The 19059-nt window shown below is 65.9% G+C and carries 17 protein-coding genes; 9 read left to right on the top strand and 8 right to left on the bottom strand.

Features of this window, described 5'->3' with window-relative positions; genetic code table 11:
- Positions 1-496 precede the first annotated feature (496 nt).
- The gene (locus SSA01S_RS09110) at positions 497-964 is read right to left on the bottom strand and encodes an Lrp/AsnC family transcriptional regulator (RefSeq protein WP_061780142.1); all 468 of its coding nucleotides are present in this window, start codon (positions 962-964) and stop codon (positions 497-499) included.
- A 59-nt stretch (positions 965-1023) separates the two neighbouring features.
- A complete protein-coding gene (locus tag SSA01S_RS09105) occupies positions 1024-2262 on the bottom strand; it encodes a methionine gamma-lyase (protein ID WP_061780141.1) in 1239 nt (412 codons plus the stop codon).
- 119 nt (positions 2263-2381) lie between these two features.
- Between SSA01S_RS09105 and SSA01S_RS09100 the strand changes: the two genes are divergently transcribed.
- From SSA01S_RS09100 to ftsH, 6 genes are all read left to right on the top strand, one after another.
- A complete protein-coding gene (locus SSA01S_RS09100) occupies positions 2382-2675 on the top strand; it encodes a hypothetical protein (protein WP_061780140.1) in 294 nt (97 codons plus the stop codon).
- 33 nt (positions 2676-2708) lie between these two features.
- A complete protein-coding gene (gene ptsP / locus SSA01S_RS09095) occupies positions 2709-4982 on the top strand; it encodes a phosphoenolpyruvate--protein phosphotransferase (RefSeq protein ID WP_061780139.1) in 2274 nt (757 codons plus the stop codon).
- Between the two features lie 91 nt (positions 4983-5073).
- Positions 5074-6033, top strand: a complete 960-nt coding sequence (locus tag SSA01S_RS09090) for a helix-turn-helix domain-containing protein (protein ID WP_061780138.1) — start codon at positions 5074-5076, stop codon at positions 6031-6033.
- 89 nt (positions 6034-6122) lie between these two features.
- Complete coding sequence (locus SSA01S_RS09085) at positions 6123-7064, top strand: tetratricopeptide repeat protein (protein ID WP_061780137.1); 942 nt, start codon at positions 6123-6125, stop codon at positions 7062-7064.
- A 130-nt stretch (positions 7065-7194) separates the two neighbouring features.
- Positions 7195-8187 (top strand): tRNA lysidine(34) synthetase TilS, encoded by a 993-nt coding sequence (gene tilS / locus SSA01S_RS09080; RefSeq protein ID WP_061780136.1) that lies wholly within the window; start codon positions 7195-7197, stop codon positions 8185-8187.
- A 116-nt stretch (positions 8188-8303) separates the two neighbouring features.
- A complete protein-coding gene (gene ftsH, locus SSA01S_RS09075; protein WP_061780135.1) occupies positions 8304-10271 on the top strand; it encodes an ATP-dependent zinc metalloprotease FtsH in 1968 nt (655 codons plus the stop codon).
- 85 nt (positions 10272-10356) lie between these two features.
- On the opposite strand, the gene SSA01S_RS09070 is transcribed toward ftsH, so the two are convergent.
- Entirely contained in the window at positions 10357-11202 is an 846-nt protein-coding gene (locus SSA01S_RS09070; RefSeq protein ID WP_061780134.1) for a hypothetical protein, read from the bottom strand.
- A 132-nt stretch (positions 11203-11334) separates the two neighbouring features.
- Here SSA01S_RS09070 and SSA01S_RS09065 point away from each other — a divergent pair, with 132 nt between their 5' ends.
- Both SSA01S_RS09065 and SSA01S_RS09060 read left to right on the top strand, forming a co-directional pair.
- Positions 11335-12231, top strand: coding sequence for a dienelactone hydrolase family protein (locus tag SSA01S_RS09065; protein ID WP_061780133.1), 897 nt, complete (start codon positions 11335-11337; stop codon positions 12229-12231).
- Positions 12232-12260: 29 nt separating this feature from the next.
- Complete coding sequence (locus tag SSA01S_RS09060; RefSeq protein WP_061780132.1) at positions 12261-12890, top strand: glutathione S-transferase family protein; 630 nt, start codon at positions 12261-12263, stop codon at positions 12888-12890.
- A 25-nt stretch (positions 12891-12915) separates the two neighbouring features.
- On the opposite strand, the gene SSA01S_RS19490 is transcribed toward SSA01S_RS09060, so the two are convergent.
- The 3 genes from SSA01S_RS19490 to pgi all read right to left on the bottom strand — a co-directional run bounded on the left by SSA01S_RS19490 (position 12916) and on the right by pgi (position 16218).
- Positions 12916-13083: a hypothetical protein gene (locus tag SSA01S_RS19490; protein WP_156477723.1), complete on the bottom strand. Its 168-nt coding sequence runs from the start codon at positions 13081-13083 to the stop codon at positions 12916-12918.
- 161 nt (positions 13084-13244) lie between these two features.
- Positions 13245-14594 carry a glutathione-disulfide reductase gene (gene gor, locus SSA01S_RS09055; protein WP_061780131.1) on the bottom strand — a complete coding sequence of 450 codons (1350 nt, stop codon included), beginning with the start codon at positions 14592-14594 and terminating at the stop codon, positions 13245-13247.
- 130 nt (positions 14595-14724) lie between these two features.
- Positions 14725-16218 carry a glucose-6-phosphate isomerase gene (pgi, locus tag SSA01S_RS09050; RefSeq protein ID WP_061780130.1) on the bottom strand — a complete coding sequence of 498 codons (1494 nt, stop codon included), beginning with the start codon at positions 16216-16218 and terminating at the stop codon, positions 14725-14727.
- A 218-nt stretch (positions 16219-16436) separates the two neighbouring features.
- Between pgi and SSA01S_RS09045 the strand changes: the two genes are divergently transcribed.
- Positions 16437-17309, top strand: coding sequence for a TonB family protein (locus tag SSA01S_RS09045; protein ID WP_167348903.1), 873 nt, complete (start codon positions 16437-16439; stop codon positions 17307-17309).
- A 143-nt stretch (positions 17310-17452) separates the two neighbouring features.
- Here the strand turns inward: SSA01S_RS09045 and SSA01S_RS19485 are convergent, their stop codons facing one another.
- Positions 17453-18217: a hypothetical protein gene (locus tag SSA01S_RS19485; RefSeq protein ID WP_156477722.1), complete on the bottom strand. Its 765-nt coding sequence runs from the start codon at positions 18215-18217 to the stop codon at positions 17453-17455.
- Entirely contained in the window at positions 18214-18972 is a 759-nt protein-coding gene (locus SSA01S_RS19075) for a peptidoglycan-binding protein (RefSeq protein WP_082795009.1), read from the bottom strand. The genes SSA01S_RS19485 and SSA01S_RS19075 overlap by 4 nt, the downstream gene beginning before the upstream one ends.
- Between the last annotated feature and the right edge of the window lie 87 nt (positions 18973-19059).

Genomic DNA, 19059 nt, shown 5'->3' with positions numbered 1-19059 from the left:
CCATCCAACCAGCGCGAGGGCGGAAGATGCGCTGATTCTGATATGAACGAATGGCAGAATACGGGAAGCCGGTGAGGCGCGCCCAATGACCGATTATGTGTCTTTCGCATCGCAACTGGCCGCCGACTATCACGCAATATGCGATGGGCTGGCACGGCTCATCGCACATTTCTACCACGTTGACGCGTTAGCATTCGGGTGGGGGTACTCCTGGGGGTGCCTACGACCCGGCTTAGGAAATAACGGGCAATTTTAATCCGTTGAAGTGTGCCGTGGGTGCAAAATCATCCTGCCCCCGCAACCATTCCACACCACAGCCGCAACCGCCCCGGAATCACCCGCGGCGGCTTCTTGCGTTTCTTCCTGGCTTAGACTCGAGGGGCGCGGGCGCTCATCAAGCGCTGGCGGAGCTGAATTCATCCAACTTAATTTGGTCGGACTCCAAGGGTTTTCTAGCCAGCTCTACGCGTATCCAAGTGCGCCATGGCGCGCATCCTCAACCGCTGCGCTTGCCCTGCGGGAAAACCGTCGAGCGCTTGACAATGCCATAGGCGAAGCTCGTGTCGATCGCCGCAATTCCGGCGATGGGGTGCAGTTTGGACCGCACGAAATCCTCATAGTCCTTGAGGCTGGCGACCAGCACGCGCAGCAGGTAGTCGTCGCTGCCGGTCATCACGTAACAGTCGAGCACTGCGTCCATGTCGGCGATCGCCGCCTCGAACGCGGCGACGGTCGCGTCGTCATGCTTTTGCAGGCGGATGCGGACCAGCGCGGTGACGGGCAGGCCGTAGGCTTCCTCGTCTATCACCGCCGTATAGCCGCGGATGACCCCCGCAGCCTCCAGCATCCGCAGCCGCCGCAGACAGGGGGAGGGCGACAAATTGACCTGTTCGGACAGTTCCTGGTTGGTCAGGCGGCCATTGGCCTGCAACGCCGCGATGATCTGCCGGTCCTTGTCGTCCAACGCCCGCCCTTTCCGTGTCTGGGACCGTGCCGCCTAGCGCAAAGCGGCAGAGTCTCCAATTAGGCGGCGAGCGCCGGGGCGCTCTCCGCCTGTGGGGCCACCAGCGCCTGGTCCAGATCGGCGATGATGTCGGCGACATCCTCGATCCCGACCGACAGGCGGATCAGTCCTTCCGGAATGCCATGCGCGGCGCGTTCCTCGGGCGTGTAGGTCGAGTGCGTCATCGACGCAGGATGCTGGATCAGCGACTCCGTATCGCCCAGCGACACCGCGCGGCGGATCAGCGCCAGGCGGTTCATCATGCGCCGCCCCGCCTCCAGCCCGTCCGCCAGCTCGAACGCGATCATCGCGCCGAAACCGGGCATCTGCCGCACGGCGAGATCATGCTGTGGAAAGCTCTCCAGCCCGGGATAATGGACCTTGGCGACCCCGGCATGCCCTTCCAGATAGCGGGCGACGGCCATGGCATTGGCGCAATGCTCCGTCATGCGCAGCTTCAGCGTCTTGATCCCGCGCAGCAGCAGCATGGCGTTGAACGGCGACATCACCGCGCCGGTCAGGTCCTTCAGCCCCTGCATCCGCACCCGCGTCATATCCTCGGCCCGGCCGACCGCGATACCACCGACCAGGTCGCCATGCCCGCCCAGATATTTGGTCGCGGAATGGACGACGATATCCGCGCCCAGCTCGATCGGCCGGGTCAGGATCGGGGTGGCATAGGTGTTGTCGACGACCAGCTTCACGTCGGTCGAGGTGGCGGCAGAGGCCGCGGCGGCGACCCGCGCGATGGCGGCGATATCGACCAGCCGCATGTTCGGGTTGGCGGGCGTCTCGAAATAGATGATCCGGGTCGCGGGGGTGATCGCGTCGGCGACCGCCTGCGGATCGGTCATGTCGACATGCGTGATGGTGATGCCGAACCGGGCCAGCCCGTCGCGCAGAAAGGCGAAGGTGCAGCCATAGAGCGTCTTGTCGGTCAGCACTTCGTCGCCCGGCGACAGGAAGGTCCACATCACCGCGCAGATCGCCCCCATGCCCGATGCGAGGGCCACCCCCGCCTCGGCGTTTTCCAGGCTGGCGCAGCGCCGCTCCAGCAGGTCGAGCGTCGGGTTGGAGATGCGCGAATAGATATGGCCCGGCGCGGCCCCCGCGAACATGTCCGCGCCCGCCTCGACCGAATCGAAAACGAAGGTGGAGGTCATGAAAAGCGGTGGCGACAGCGCGCCGTCATGGGCCGAAGGATCATAGCCATGATGAATGGCCCGCGTCGCGATCCCTTTATTCTTCTGCTCGGCCATCTTGTCTCGCCTTCGATCCGTCTCTTCTGGATGATAGCGCCAATGCGAAAGCGTTTCCGATCAAAGTCATGCAGCGGAAGTGCATCTCTGGGCAGTAACTGCCAATATTGATGCGATTTATGAGAAGGGCTGCCAATCGGGCCGATGGGGTCGGTGCCGAACGACATGGCATCCTCGAACCCGCTGCCCTGAGTGCTGGCAGCGAGGCAAAGAAGCCGATGCGCATGAAGGCGAGCGTGCTCGAGGTTTTGGGTGATACGCTGTCGCCAGCAGCGGCGATCCCGGTGCGGACTGCCTGGGACCGCTGCCCGCCCGAGGGAATTGCGATCATCGATCCGCGCGACGGATCGGGCAGCCCGGTGGCAAAGCCGATGCCGGTGGAAAAGGCACCGCGCTGCGATATTAGGGCATGACACCTCGGCACCCGGTCTGATAGCCCTGTGGTCATGCCCGTTTCGGCCGCCGCCTCCGCCCGCGAGATCCTCGTTCGTCTGCACGACGTGATGGCGTCGCGCACGCCTGCCCAAGCCAAGCTGAACCAAGTGGTCCAGATCATCGGCGAGGCGATCGGCAGTGAGGTCTGTTCGATCTATCTGCTGCGCGAAGGCGTGCTGGAGCTGTTCGCGACGCGCGGCCTGGCCGAGGAGGCGGTGCACGTCACCAAGCTGGCGCTGGGCGAGGGGCTGGTCGGCACGATCGCCGAAGACGTCGAGGTGCTGAACCTGGACGAAGCGGCCAGCCATCCCGACTTCGCCTACAAGCCTGAGACGGGCGAGGATCGTTTCCACAGCTTTGCGGGCGTGCCGATCATCCGGCGCGAGCGGGCGGTGGGGGTGCTGGCGGTCCAGCATAGCGAACCGCGCAAATATGCGGATGTCGAGATCGAGGCGCTGCAGACCGTCGCGATGGTCCTGTCCGAGCTGATCGCCAATGCCGGGTTGATCGACGCGGCAGGGGCGGCGGGAACGCGGCCGCAGATGACCGCGACGATCCGCCTGTCGGGGCAGAAGCTGGTTGAGGGCATGGGCAGCGGCTTTGCCGTCTATCACCAGCCGCGTATCTTCATCGAGCATACCGTCGCCGAGGATATCGATGCCGAACGCCGCCGCGTCTATGCCGCGTTCGACAAGATGCGCGAACAGATCGATCGTATGGCGCGCGAGGCGGAGTTCGGCGTCGCGGGCGAGCATGTCGAGGTCATCGAGACCTATAAGATGTTCGCCTATGACGAGGGCTGGGCGCGCCGCATCAACGAGGCAATCGACAGCGGCCTGACCGCCGAGGCGGCGATCGAGCGGGTGCAGCAACGCACGCGCCAGCGGATGCGCCAGATCGACGATCCGCTGCTCGCCGACCGGATGCACGATTTGGAGGACCTGTCCAACCGGCTGCTGCGCATCGTGTCGGGCCAGATGGGCACGGCGGCGCAGCTGGGCCTGCGCCAGGATACGATCCTGATCGCGCGCAACCTGGGTCCGGCCGAGCTGCTGGAATATGACCGGCGGCGGCTGAAGGGCGTGATCCTGGAGGAAGGATCGCTGACCGCGCATGTCATCATCGTCGCGCGCGCCATGGGCGTGCCGGTGCTGGGCCGGGTCAGCGACGTGCGCCGCCAGATCGCGGACGGCGACCAGTTGCTGCTCGACGTGGCGGAGGGCAGCGTGCTGGTCCGCCCGACCTCGGCGATGGAGGAAGCGTTCGAGGCGAAGCTGGCGCTGCGCCAGAAGCGGCGCGCGGCCTTTGCGGCGTTGCGCGACGTGCCGCCGGTGACGAAGGACGGCCACCGCGTCACCTTGATGGTCAATGCGGGGCTTCGCGACGATGCCGCCGCGCTCGACACCACGGGCGCGGACGGGATCGGCCTGTTCCGCACCGAATTCCAGTTCCTGGTGTCGGCCACCCTGCCGCAGCGCGAACGCCAGCAGCGGCTGTACCGCGACGTGATGGAGGCGGCGGGCGACCGGCCGGTGGTGTTCCGCACCATCGATATCGGCGGCGACAAGGCGCTGCCCTATCTGAATACCGAGGCGGGGGACGAAGAGAACCCGGCCATGGGCTGGCGCGCGCTACGCCTGGCGCTGGAGCGCGACGGCCTGATGAAGGCGCAGGCGCGCGCGCTGATCGAGGCAGGGGCGGGGCGCACGCTCCACGTCATGTTCCCGATGGTGTCCGAGGCGTGGGAGTTCGACGAGGCCAAGGCCCTGTTCGAGGCACAGCGCGCTTGGCTGGGCTCGCGCGGGCGTCGCCTGCCGCTGGAGGTGCGGTATGGCGCGATGCTGGAGGTGCCGGCGCTCGCCGAGCAGCTCGACCTGATCCTGCCCAATGTCGACTTCCTGTCGATCGGCACCAACGACCTGACCCAGTTCCTGTTCGCCGCCGACCGTGCGAACCCGAAGCTGGCCGAGCGCTACGACTGGCTGAGCCCCTCGATCCTGCGCTTCCTGCGCCGGGTGGTCGAGCCCGCGCGTGAGGCGGGGGTACGGGTCGGCGTATGCGGCGAGATGGGCGGACGGCCGCTGGAGGCGATGGCGCTGATCGGGCTGGGCATCGACCGCCTGTCGATCACCCCGGCGGCGGTCGGTCCGGTCAAGGCGATGATCCGTTCGCTCGACCGGGCGGCGATCACCGAGGAGATGGCGCGGCTGCTGGCGCATCCCGTTCGCGACATGCGTGGGGCGCTTGGTGCCTGGGCTGCGACGAACGGTGTCGAATTGGCCTGATCCAGGTCCGGTGTCCGCGTTGACTTGATCCCAGCCGTCTGAAAGAACGACCGCGATCATGGGGTGGGCCATGATCGCTTCGGAGTTGAGAATGGACGAGGTCAATCCCGGCCACGATGCCGCACCGGCGGCACCTGCCCGCGCCGGTGACGTCCTGCGCACCGCGCGTGAGGCGCAGGGGCTGTCGCTGGGCGACATCGGGGCGCGTACGCGCATCCCCAGCCGTCATCTCGCGGCGATCGAGGCCTCCGATTATCAGAGCCTGCCCTCGGCGACCTATGCCGTCGGTTTCGCCAAGGCCTATGCCCGGGCGGTCGGTGCCGATGAGGTGGCGATCGCGCAGGCGGTGCGCGCCGATGTGGATCGGATGGGCCGCCGCGTCGCCGAATATGTGCCGCAGGACATCGCCGATCCCGCCCGCGTGCCGTCGCGGGGCATGGCGATCATCGGCGTCGGCATCGCGCTGGCGCTGCTCGTCCTCGCCGGGCTGTGGTATGGGACCGATCTGTTCCGCCGTGACCGCACCGCGCAGGAAGTGCCCGCCGCCACACCGCTCGCCAACGGTGCCGCGCCCGCCTCTGCCCCTGCGCCCAGCCCGACTCCGGTCGCGGCGGGCAAGGTCGTGCTGACCGCCAATGGCGAAGTCTGGCTGCGCGTCTATGACGCCGACAAGGCCACGCTGAAGATCGGCACGCTGAAGCCCGGCGAAAGCTATGAGGTGCCCGCCAATGCCAAGGGCCCGCTGTTAAATGTCGGCCGCCCCGACAAGCTGACCGTGACGCTGGACGGCAAGGCGATCCCGCCGCTGGGTGACGGATCGCGTGCGATCAAGGATGTGCGCCTCGACCCGCAGGCGATCGCCGCCCGGCTGTCGGGCGCGCCGGTGGCCACTGCCTCGCCGACGCCCGCGGCCCGTCCGGCTTCGCGCGAGCGGACGGGGGCGACCCGTCGTACCGGTTCGGCCAGCGGCGGCGAGACGAGCGGTGCCGCGCCGACCGTTCCAGCGCCCGCCGCCACGTCGACGCCGACGACGGCACCCGCCGACCTGTAAGTCACGGATTTTAAGGCTGGAGACAGCCGCGACAGGCTATTAACCATGGCCTTTCGCTACCACACACAGCCCACCGGGGGGTGAGACCGATGCGTAACCTGTTGCTGGCCGGCGTCGCCGCCGTGATGATCCTGCCGACCGCCGCCATGGCCCAGTCCAATGTCGAAGGCCGCGTCGGCAAGCTGGAAAGCGAAATGCGCGCCGTGCAGCGCAAGGTCTTCCCGAACGGGGCAGGCGGCTATGTCCAGCCCGAGATCACCGCGCCGCAGACCCAGGCGCAGGCTCCCGGCGTTCCGGCGTCGAGCGCGCTGACCGATCTGACCTCGCGCGTCACCTCGCTGGAAGAGCAGATGGCCACTCTGACCGGCCAGATCGAGCAGAACGGCTATCGCACCCGCCAGCTTCAGGACCAGTTCGACGCCTATAAGCGCGCGACCGAGGGGCGGCTGAAGGCGTTGGAGGCGGGCCCCGCGCCGATTGCCCCCGCCGGACAGAGCGCGCCGCTCGACACACCCGCGCCCGCCGCGACCGGCTCGACCCGTCCCACCAAGACCCCGGCTGCCGCCTCGGTCGTCACCGGCGACACCGCCTCCACCGCGCCGGCGGCGGGTGGTGCGGCGGTCGAGAAGCCGTCGACCGGCGACGCGGCCGAGGACGCCTATCTCTATGGCTATCGTCTATGGCAGGCCAAGCGCTATCCCGAGGCGGAGGCCCAGCTGAAGAAGGTGGTCGCCGACTATCCCAAGAGCCGCCGCGCCAGCTTCGCGCAGAACCTGCTGGGCCGCACCTATCTGGACTCGGGCAAACCCAGCCTCGCCTCGATGGCCTTTTACGAGAATTACAAGAAATTCCCGGATGGCGAGCGCGCCCCCGACAGTCTTCTCTATCTCGGTCAGGCGCTGACCCGGCTCAACAAGCCCGCCGATGCCTGCAAGGTCTATGACGAACTCAGCGACGTCTATGGTGCCAAGCTGTCCGCGTCGATGAAGGCGCAGATCGCCAGTGGGCGCGGCGCGGCGAAGTGCCAGTGACAGGCGGTCTTTCCTTCCCTGTACGGGCGGGAAAGAGCGGCTATCCTGCGATCCGTGGCAAGGAAAACTCTTGCACTGGTGCGGGGGAAGGGCCAGAGCGCGGCCGTCCCTGACCAGTTTTGAGAGCATCATGGCCACCGATGCCACGGCCGCCGATCAGATTGCGCGTTTCACGACCGATCTGACGCTTCTTTTCGATCCGCAAACGTCCCCCGCGCCGTTGCTGCTGGCGGTGTCCGGCGGCCCGGACAGCATGGCGATGCTGACGCTGGCGGCCGCCGCCCTGCCGGGCCGGATCGCGGTGGCGACGATCGATCACGGGCTTCGCCCCGAAGCCGCCGACGAAGTGCGCATGGTCGCCGAACATTGCGCGAAGCTGGGCGTGCCGCATCAGGGCCTGCGTCCCGCGACCCCGATCGAGGGGGCGAGCATCCAGTCCCAGGCGCGAGAGGCGCGTTATGCCCTGCTCGCGAACCATGCCCGGGCGATCGGTGCGGCGGCAATCCTGACCGCGCATCATGCCGACGACCAGGCCGAGACCTTCCTGATGCGCGCGGCGCGTGGGGCGGGGCTGTCGGGCCTGTCGGGCGTGCGGGCGCGGACGGTGATTGCGGATGCAGTCGTGCTCCGCCCGCTGCTCGACTGGCGTCGGGCCGAGTTGCGCCGGATCGTACGCCGGGCGGAGGCCCCCTTTGTCGACGATCCCGCCAATCACGATCCGCGTCATGACCGCACGCGCTTCCGTCAGCTGCTCGACGCGCATGAATGGCTGGGCGTCGCGCAGCTGGCGCGTGCGGCGGCGCAGCTGGCCGAGGCGGATGGCGACCTGCGCGCGACGGTAGACTGGCTCTGGGCCGAGCGGGCGCAGATCGATGACGACAATGTCCGCATCCAGGCCGCCGACCTGCCCCGTGAACTGGGGCGACGGCTTGCGCGCCGGGCGATCGGCACGGTCCGCGCGGCGGCGGGGATCGAGACGCCCGCCTGGAGCGAGGCAAGCAATATCGAGAAGCTGCTCGAGTCGCTTGCCGCAGGCAGTCGCGCGACCCAGGCCGGGGTGATCGCCAGCGTCCGCTCCGGCGTCTGGCGCTTCCGTCCCGCCCCGCCGCGCAAGACAGGCTGATCCGCCGATCCCATTGATCGGTCTTGTTCCCCCTGGCCGATTACTTTGATCGGTCTTGTTCCATTGCCATTAACCTCGTCATGCCTATCTTGGAGGCTGAAAGGTATCCGGCACCGATGAACGACAACGACAAGCAGCAGAGTCCCGATCCCAATGGGGGCGGCAACCCCTGGATGAAGAGCCTGCTGATCTGGGTAGGCATCCTGATGGCGCTTGCCCTGTTCGTCAGCCTGTCGGGTGCCGGGTCGTCGGCGCAGAGCGGTAACCAGATCGACTATTCGACCTTCCTCGACAAGGTGGACGAGGGCACGGTGAAGACCGCGACCATCTCGCGCGAGTCGATCACGGGCCAGCTGTCGTCGGGTGAGAAGTTCCGCACCACGCCGGTTCCCGATTCACAGCTGATCCCGCGCCTGCGCCAAAAGGGCGTGACCTTTACGGCCAAGACCGAGGAAGGCCCCTCGATCTGGATGCTGATGCTCTACAATTCGCTGCCGTTCGTGCTGTTCATCGGCATCGCCTTCTTCGTTCTGCGCCAGATGCAGAAGGGCGGCGGGGCCAGCGGTGCGATGGGATTCGGCAAGAGCCGTGCGCGGATGCTGACCCAGAAGGAAGGCAAGGTGACCTTCGACGATGTGGCCGGCATCGACGAAGCCCGTGAAGAGCTGCAGGAAATCGTCGAGTTCCTGAAGGACCCGTCGAAATTTTCGCGCCTGGGCGGCAAGATCCCCAAGGGCGCGCTGCTGGTCGGCTCGCCCGGCACCGGCAAGACGTTGTTGGCTCGCGCCATCGCGGGTGAGGCGGGTGTGCCGTTCTTCACCATTTCGGGTTCGGATTTCGTCGAGATGTTCGTCGGCGTCGGCGCGAGCCGTGTCCGCGACATGTTCGAGCAGGCCAAGAAGTCGGCGCCGTGCATCGTCTTTATCGACGAAATCGACGCGGTCGGCCGTCATCGCGGCGCGGGCCTGGGCAATGGCAATGACGAGCGCGAGCAGACGCTGAACCAGCTGCTGGTCGAGATGGATGGTTTCGAGGCCAATGAAGGCATCATCATCATCGCCGCGACCAACCGCCCCGATGTGCTTGACCCTGCGCTGCTGCGTCCGGGCCGCTTCGACCGTCAGGTCGTGGTGCCGCGCCCGGATATCGATGGCCGGGTGAAAATCCTCGAAGTTCATATGAAGAAGGTGCCGCTGGCTCCTGACGTCGATTCGCGAGTCATCGCGCGCGGTACGCCGGGCTTCTCGGGTGCGGACTTGGCCAATCTGGTCAACGAAGCCGCGCTGATGGCGGCGCGCAAGGGCAAGCGGCTGGTTGCGAACGCCGAGTTCGAGGAAGCCAAGGACAAGGTCATGATGGGGGCGGAACGCCGCTCCATGGTGATGACCGAGGACGAGAAGCGGATGACCGCCTATCACGAGGCGGGCCATGCCATCGTCGCGCTGCATGAACCGGCGTCGGACCCGATCCACAAGGCGACGATCATCCCGCGCGGCCGGGCGCTGGGCATGGTCATGCGCCTGCCGGAGCGCGACTCGTACAGCTATCACCGCGACAAGATGTACGCGAACCTGGCGGTTGCCATGGGTGGCCGCGTGGCCGAGGAAATCATTTTCGGCTATGAGAAGGTGTCGAGCGGCGCGAGCGGCGACATCCAATATGCCACGGGCCTGGCGCGCGACATGGTGACCAAATGGGGCATGTCGGACAAGGTAGGGCCGGTTGAATATGCCCAGCCCGAGGGCGAGAGCTTCCTGGGTTATTCGTCCAGCCAGCCGGTGCGCATGTCCAACCAGACCGCCCAGCTGATCGATGACGAGATCAAATCGATCGTCGAGGGCGGCCTGCACCGCGCCAAGCATGTGCTGACCGATCATGTCGACCAGCTGCACCTGCTGGCGGGCGCGTTGCTGGAGTATGAGACGCTGTCGGGTGACGATATCAAGAAGCTGATCGCGGGCGACGATATCGGTCGCAACGACCCGAAGCTGAAGGCGGTGCCGATCGCCAAGGCGGGGACTTCGATCCCGAAGACCCGCCGTGGCGCGGGGCCCTTCGGATCGCCCAGCCCGCTCGGCGCCTGATCCTCAACCTTAAGTGTTACGAATGGGCCGTCCCCGCGAGGGGGCGGCCTTTTTCGTGCGACCGGGCCCGGTCATCAACAGATGTTCACGACCCGGCGATATCCTTGACGATATCGGGTGCCTTGCATAGCCGGATATCCTGCTCGCTCAGCCCCATCTTCTCAGGCTCGGCGCAATAGCTGGCCGCCTCGCGCGTGGGGATCATGTCGATCGGCTCGACCGATATATCGCGACGGGCAATGATCTTTGCCATCTGCCCCAGATAGCCCTCCCAGCCATCGCCGACCCCCGGCTGCCCCACCAGCGACAGTGCATCCTGACGCAGGGCCTCGGCACCCGCAAAATCTCCTTTTTGCCGCAGCAGGTTCGCCGCGCGGGCGGTCAGCCAGAGCCGATCGCGTGCGCTGGTATCGGCGGGCAGATGGCGCACCCGGTCGATGAACTCGGCAGCGTAGCGCGTCCGCCGTGCCACCGTGTCCGGCCGGTCCGCGCCCTCATTCCGGCCCGGCGTCTCCGCCCATAAAGCCGCCTGCAACCATCCCAGCGCTTGCGAGTCGGGTCGCCCCAGCCGCGTCGCCAGCCAGAAGGCGCGATAGTGCGGCGTCTCGCCGTCCGCGACCAGCCGGGCATAAGCGGGCGTCACGATCAGCTTGGCCAGCGCCGCCTTATCCGCCTCCGAAAAATCATCGAACACCACCAGATGGTTGCCCGGGCATTCGGGCACAGGGAAGGGAAAGGGCATATAGCTATAGGGCCGCCCGTCGGGTCGCTCACCATAGGTGGAGTAGCTGCCCATCTGCCACCCCTCGAACGCCTCACCGCCGATCGGGCAGGTCATCAGCCCATTGCCGCCGTGCAGCGGGGGAGGGGGCGGCGGCGCGGGCGGTAACGCGGGTTGGGCCTGTAACAGGACCCATGCGACGAACATCATGACTTTCCCTCTCCCGATGGTTCGATCGAGCCTAGCCCGGCATGGTCGCCGCGCCTATGCTGCACCTGTTGGTCGCCCCGCAGGTGATCCGGTCCCAAACCGGACAGGCGGCCCGATGGAGGATGGCCGCCGATGACCCATGTCCCCACACCGGATGCGCTGCATGACCAGGCCGTGCGTATCTATGACGCCTTTACCCATGAGCATCACGACCGCCGCACGCTGTTGCGCCAGATGACCGCGCTGGCCGGATCGGCGGCGGCGGCCGAGGCGCTAATCCTGGGGCTGGCCGCCAGCCCGGCGGCGGCGGTGATCACGGACGCGCATGACGCACGGCTGCGCATCGACCGACGCGAAGCCATGGAGGGCGGCGCACGCTCCGCCGCCTATATCGTCAGCCCCAAGGCCGCGAAGACGCATCGCGGCTCGGTGCTGGTCATCCACGAAAATCGCGGGCTGACCCCGCATATCGAGGATGTCGCGCGGCGGTTGGCGCTGGCCGGATTTCACGCCATCGCGCCCGACCTGCTCGCGCCGCAGGGCGGGACGCCACCCGACGAGGACCGCGCGCGGACGCTGATCGGCTCGCTCGACTATGATCTGGCGTTGAAACAGGCATCGGCGATGATGGCCCATGCCGCCGCCGACAGGACGGGCACCGGCAAGGTCGGCGCGATCGGCTTTTGCTGGGGCGGGGCGTTCGTTAACCGGTTGGCGGTGGCGGCGGGCCCGGCGCTCGCCGCCGGTGTCGCCTATTATGGACCGGCCCCCGATCCGGCCGAAGCGGTGAAGGTGCGCAGCCCGCTGATGCTTCATTATGCCGGCAAGGATGCGCGGGTGAATGCCACCGGCGAGCCCTGGGTCGCGGCGCTGAAGGCGGCCGGGCGCACCGTCGAGGCCTTTACCTATCCCGGTGTCGACCATGCCTTCAACAATGATAGTTCGGCCGCCCGCTATGATGCGGCGGCGGCGGGGCAGGCCTGGGAGCGGACGACGCGCTTCTTGCATCATTATCTCGATCGGGCCTGATCGCCCATCGACCTTGGGGAGACGCTGGAATGACCGCCGACCTGACGCTCTATACCAATCCCCAGTCGCGGGGACGCATCGCGCGCTGGATGCTGGAGGAAACCGGCGCGGCCTATGACGCGGTCGTGCTGGACTATAGGACGACGATGGTCGCCGACGACTATCGCGCGATCAACCCGATGATGAAGGTCCCCGCGATCGTGCACGGGGGACGGGTGGTGACCGAGACGGCGGCAATCTGCGCCTATCTGGCCGAGGTCTTTCCCGATGCCGAGCTGGCGCCGCTGCCGTCCGAGCGCGCGGCCTATTATCGCTGGCTGTTCTTCGCCGCAGGGCCCTTGGAGGCCGCCGTCACCAACAAGGCGTTCGGCGTCACGGTTACGCCGGATCAGCAGCGGATGGCGGGTTATGGCGATTTCGACCGAGCGATCGGCGTCATCGGCGACGCGGTGGCGCACTCACGCTATATCGCGGGCGACCGATTCACGGCGGCCGATGTCTATGTCGGATCGCAGATGATGTGGTTTACCCAGTTCGGGCTGATCCCCAAGACCGACGCGATCATGGCCTATATCGGTCGCCTGCACGATCGCCCGGCGCACCGCCGTGCCACCGCGCTGGACGATGGCGTCGACGAGATCCAGACCGACGCCTTTTAAAGGCGGGCCGCTGGCTGTCGCATCGTCAGATGGTCTGGGGATGCGCGCCGCACTTTTCCTGGGCCGCGCGCAGCATGTCCAGGCCCGCGGCAATGTGATTGCCCGCCAGGGGCAGGTTCAACGCATCGGCACCTTCCATGGCGGCGCGCGCATGGGAAATGATCTGTTCCAACGTCACGGCCTTGTCCTGCATCACGGCGTCCTTACTCAACCGGCCTTTTGCCCGTCACGGCATTATGGCCCATTACCGAAGCAATGGTAAATCGCGATAATATTTTTCGCGATACATGAATTGTTCCAAAGACTGACCCCCGGCCCCCCGATGATAGGATCGAGGGGTAGGGGCAGCTTGGGTCAGCGCATCAGGACCAGCTCTTCAGCCATGGTGGGGTGGAGCGCGACGGTCGCGTCGAACTGCGCCTTGGTCAGTCCGGCCTTCACCGCGATGGCAGCGGCCTGGAGAATCTCGGGCACGTCGGGGCCGATCATGTGCAGCCCCACGACTCGACCGGTATCACCGTCGCACACCATCTTGTAGAGCGACCGCTCTTCCCGGCCGGCCAGCACGTTCTTCATCGGCCGGAAATCGGAGGTGTAGACCTGCACCGACCCCAAAGTCTGGCGCGCTTGCGCTTCGGTCATGCCGACACCCGCCATCGGCGGATGGCTGAACACGGCCGCCGGGATGCAGTCATAATCGACGCGGGTCGGCTTGCCGCCGAACACCGTGTCGGCAAAGGCCTGTCCCTCACGGATGGCGACGGGGGTCAGCTGGACCCGGTTGGTCACGTCGCCGACCGCATAGATGCTGGGGCAGGTCGACCGATTGTCCTCGTCCACCTTGATCGCGCCGTGATCGTCCAGCTCGACGCCCGCCGTCTCCAGCCCCAGGCCATGGGTGTTGGGCAGACGGCCGGTCGCGAACATCACGAGGTCGACGATCATCGGCTCATGGTTGGACATGGATACCTTCAGGCAGCCATCGTCCATCTTCTCGATCCCCTCGAACGTCGCGTCGAAGCGGAACTCAATGCCCTTCATCATCGAAATCTGGAGCAGCCGGTCGCGGATCGTCAGGTCATAACCGCGCAGGATATCCTTGCTGCGGTTGATCAGCGTGACGTGTGCGCCGAACTGGTGGAACACGCCCGCAAACTCGTTGGCAATATAGCCCGCGCCCGCGATCAGCACGCGGCTCGGGATCGCATCGAGATGGAACGCCTCGTTGGAGGTGATGCCATGCTCGTGACCGGGGCAGGAGGGAACGGCCGGGTGCGCGCCGACCGCGATCAGGATACGCTCGGCGGTCTTCTCGGTCCCGTCGGCCAGGCGGACGCTGTGCGGGCCGGTAACGACGGCGCGTTGGTCGATGATCTCGACATTATGGCTCTCGAGCGTCTTCTTATACGCGCCGTTCAGCCGGTCGACCTCGGCCAGCACATTGTCGCGCAGCGTTTCCCACGAGAATTCACATTCGCTCGGCACCTGCCAGCCGAAGCGGCGGGCATCCTTCAAATCCTCGGCGAAATGCGCGCCATAGACGAGCAGCTTCTTCGGGACACAGCCGCGAATGACGCAGGTGCCGCCGACGCGATATTCCTCCGCCACCGCGACCCGCGCGCCATGCGCCGCCGCGACACGCGAGGCGCGCGTGCCACCCGAGCCCGCCCCGATGACGAACAGGTCATAGTCATAGTCAGCCATGGGAACGGTTTCTCCGGGGGATTGGGACGACAGGTCCGCCTAAAAGCATAACGGGGGACGCCGAGCCAAGTTCAGCGTCCCCCTGACAGTGATCGGAAATTCAAATCCTCCCCGCGAGCGGGGAGGAGCGTTACTCGCCGAAAGCCCGCTTGATCAGGTCCTCGGTCGAGGGATCGAAATCCTGCCCGCCCTGGTCCGCAGCCTTGGCCATTTCCTTGCCCAGCTCGACGCCGAACTGGTCGAAGCTGTTGATGCCCAGCAGCACGCCGTTCACGAACACGCGATGCTCGTAAAAGGCGATCAGTGCGCCCAGCGTGCGCGGGTCGAGCGTGTCGAGCAGGATGGTCGAAGACGGGCGATCGCCCGAATAGCTGCGCGCGGGGTCGTCGACCTTCTTGCCCTTCATCAGCGCGGCTCCTTGCGCAAACGCATTGAGCAGCAGCTGGCGGTGATGATCGTCGCTCAGCACATCGCCCGGCTCGATGACCGCGATGAACTCGACCGGCACCAGATGCGTGCCCTGGTGGAGCAGCTGGAACACGGCATGCTGCGCATCGGTGCCGACGCCGCCCCAGGTGATGGCGGCAGTGGGCCGGCCGACCGGCTGTCCGTCGACAGTCACGCCCTTGCCGTTGGATTCCATCTCCAACTGCTGGAGATAGGAGGGGAGCAGGCGCAGCCGCTCGTCATAGGCGAAGGGGGCGCGCGTCTCGGCATGGCGGACCTGGGTGTAATACAGGTCGGCGAAGGCAGCGAGGGCGGGGGCGTTCTGCGACAGGTCGGTCAGGCGGAAATGGCGGTCCATCTCGGCCGCGCCTTCCAGCAATTCCTCGAACGCGTCCCAGCCCAGGCCCAGCGCGGCGGGGAAACCGATGGTCGACCAGAGCGAATAGCGGCCGCCGACCGACTCGGCGAAGGGCAGGATGCGCGTCTCGTCCACGCCCCATTCGACCGCCTTTTCCGGGTTGGCGGTCAGCGCGATGACGCGGCCATAGGGGTCCTCGACGCCATGCTCGGTCATCCACTGGAGCGCGGAGGTGGCGTTCAGCATCGTCTCGGTGGTGGTGAAGGTCTTGGACGCGACGACCAGCAGCGTGGCGGTGGGATCGAAGCGCTTGAACACTTCCTCCAGCGCCATGCCGTCGACGTTCGACACGATGGCGACATCGTACCGGTCGCTGTCACGACCCAGCGCGTCGACCAGCAGGTCGGGGCCCAGCGCCGAGCCGCCGATGCCGATGTGCAGGACGTGGCGAATCGGCCCCAGTGCCTCGGCCTCGATCGCGTCGATCAGCGCGCGCATCCGGGCGTGCGAGGCGCGGGCGGTGGCGACGCTCTCGGGATTGCCCTCACCACGCTCGGCGGTGTGCTCGACCGCGCGGCCTTCGGTGACGTTGACGACCTCACCGCCGAACAGCGCGTCACGCTTGGCGGCCAGCCCGCTTGCCTTGGCGAGGTCGGCGAAAGCGGCGACGGCCTCGGCGGTCAGATGGGTCTTGGACCAGTCGAAATGGATACCCGCCACGTCCAGACTGAGCGAGGCCAGCCGGTTGGGATCATTCGCGAAAAGATCGAGAAGCGGGGTCTGCGGGAGCGATTCGATCGTCGACCAGTCGGCAGCCATGATGCCTGTTCCTTCCTTGCCGTGCCCGGGGGGGCGTCCTCCACGGCGTTAGACAAAGCCGAGGCGCAAAGCCAAGCCTTAGATTGGTATGGTGTCGACGAAGCGCGGCCATGTGACGCGGGATGGAGCAGCATGTTTCCCATTGGGCGGCCGGAATATCCATGTCATCTTCGCTCGCTATCGACCCAGCGGGGCGATGGATCAGAGGGAGAGAAACGATGCGTGTACGGACGGGCATGGCCTTGACGATGATTCTCGGTGGAATGGTGTCACAGATTGTCCTGGCCGCCGATCCGCAGGTCCCCATCGCTCCGTCGTCCAAATGGCAGGTCGATTATGCGCCGACCGAATGCCGCCTGATCCGTACCTTTGGCGAGGGCAAGGATCGGACGATCCTCCAGATCAGCCGCTACGACCTGCCGGATCGTCTGGAGATGCTGTTGGCGGGGCCGCATATCCCGGCCACCGAGCGTAATGTTCCGGTATCGGTCGCGACCTCGACCATGGCCGAGGTGCCGGGCATGCAGGCGCAAGGGTTTGCGAGCACCGGCAGCATCCCCGCGACTTTGCGCTTCCGGCCCGATGACGACCTGCCCAAGGCGTTTCGCGGTGATATCGCGGCGGGCCGCCCCACGGTGATGCGGGTCAATTTCGTCCGCCGCTATGCCATCCAGCTCGACATGGGATCGATGAAGGGCGCGATCGCGGCGCTCGACAAATGCTCGGACGACCTGATCAAGACCTGGGGCCTCGATCCCGCCCAGCAGAAGCAGTTGCGTCACGGACCGGAGCCGGTCGAGAACCCAGCGAACTGGTTCAAGCCCGGCGATTATCCCGCTGGCGCGTCGCAGATGGGCATGGCGGGCGCGGTGGTGGTGCGTCTGCTGGTCGGCCCGGACGGCAGCGTCCAGAATTGCGCGGTCGCCAAGTCGGGCGGGGACAAGGTGTTCCAGGACGCCACATGTCGCGCAGCGACCGCGCGCGCGAAGTTCAAACCCGCCATCGGTGCCGATGGCCAGCCAATCGCCTCGGTCTGGATTCGCCGGATCAACTGGAAGCCGGGCACGCCGCTCTTCGTATTCAACGGCTAAGCGCGCGATGGGGCGGCCGGTCGCGCCGGACCGCCCCTAAAATGATCGGTGATGCTCCGTCTGCACCCGCATCGATCAACATATAGACCCGGCCACGGGGTGCGGGACGAAGGAATTCGTGCCTGAGAGTTCCGTCGAACAGTCTAGACGGTGACCCTGCGTTGTCGCTCGGTTATGTGTCCATCCGCACCGACCTGTTGAGCGGTGCATTCCAATATCCGCTCCGCGACGAATTTCGGTCTGTGGCAGCGTTGCTCGATGTGGATGCGCGCAAGGTCGCCGGCACGGTAGACCGATGTGCGATATACAGGCTGCTCACCCACCTGCTCGACCGCGCAGGCGATGGCTATGTAGCGGCCATTGCGTGCGACTTCGGCTTGGCTGCAGTCGCGCTCGATCAGACGGCGCGGGCCGGAGACATCTTCCACCGCCATGCGAAGGCCTTCTCGTGGATCATTGGCTGTGGCCAAATACCAGGGGCGGAGCAATAGCTTCGAGCGGATCGTCGTCACGATATCCGCCCCGTCAAAGTTGACCGGCGTGTCGCGCATGGCGGAAAAGGAAGGATCGACTGCCGGTAGACCCAAGGCTGCAACACTCCCGGTCTTGGGAGTACAGCGTTTGACATAGCTGTCGGTCAGGGGTTTGCCCGCCGGACGCGTATTGCCGGGCCGCGCCAGAACGTAGATTCCGCCACGAAACTCGGTGCAATCCGAACCCGACAAGACGCGTGCGCCCGGGGCACGCCGCGCGGCCGCCATACCGACAAGCGTCAACGGGTTTCGTGCACTTTGGACGATCGTCCACGTCGATCCGCCTGGCCTCATTTCCGCCGCAGCAAGGGGAAGGGCGGTGCCTGCGGCCACTATAGCAATAACGCAGCGAAAAGAGCTTGCGACATTCTTCATAGACCACTTTCCCGTTTTACCTGCCGAAGCTCCGAGTTCTGGCGGCCTTGCAAATGGGCCCAGTCGCGAAACCCGGTCCAGTCACCGCCCCATACAAGGCCTTGCGCCTTTCCCGCTTTTCCGAGAGCACGAAAAAAGATGTGGCAATCGGGTTCGTTCCAACTCCAGCGCTCATCCACAATATCTACCGCCCAGGCATTGGGGCGTCCTTGCGGGGTCTGTGCATTGTGGAAGCTGAACCGAACCTTGGTGACGCCTCGGCGCATCAACTCCTGTTGTACGGCAACAGATCGCCAGCCGAAGACGATCTTGGGGCGGAAGCCTTGCGCCCTAAGCGTTTGGAGGACGGTCTCGATTTTTCGGCGAAATCCGGGCTCGAGGCTGGCCAGCTTTTTGTCCTGCGCCCATTTGCTGCTGTCGCCGGTCCAGTCCCTTGGCTCGCGGTTCGGATTGTCCGTCAATCTGGCAGGCGATGGTGTACTGGCAGGCGCTGGTTCTGACTGCGTCATCTGGTGTGGTGCGGCACGGACGGCTCCGCTTTGCAAACGGGCCAGGGTAATTCCCCCGACATCGACGCGGCCATCGGGCTTGGTCAAGAAGCGCTGCTGAAATCCGAAAATGGCAGCAATGGTTCGTCGACCGGCAATATGATCGACTGGGCCAGGGTCCATCCCGGCGTGTTTTAGAAGCTTCTGGATGACCGCTACGTCATCACGCCGGTTATCACCATATTGTCCCACGCTTCCCGTGATCATGGTTGCACCCACTTACAGCCGTGGATTCATGATGCGGGAATTGGCGCTGTATTGGCAAGACTTATGAACACTTGGCCGTGAGGTCTT

The sequence above is a fragment of the Sphingomonas sanguinis NBRC 13937 genome, assembly GCF_001591005.1.
Lineage (GTDB): Bacteria > Pseudomonadota > Alphaproteobacteria > Sphingomonadales > Sphingomonadaceae > Sphingomonas > Sphingomonas sanguinis.
The sequence above is the reverse complement of the archived record's forward strand: the minus strand, read 5'-3'. Positions and strand labels throughout refer to the sequence as shown.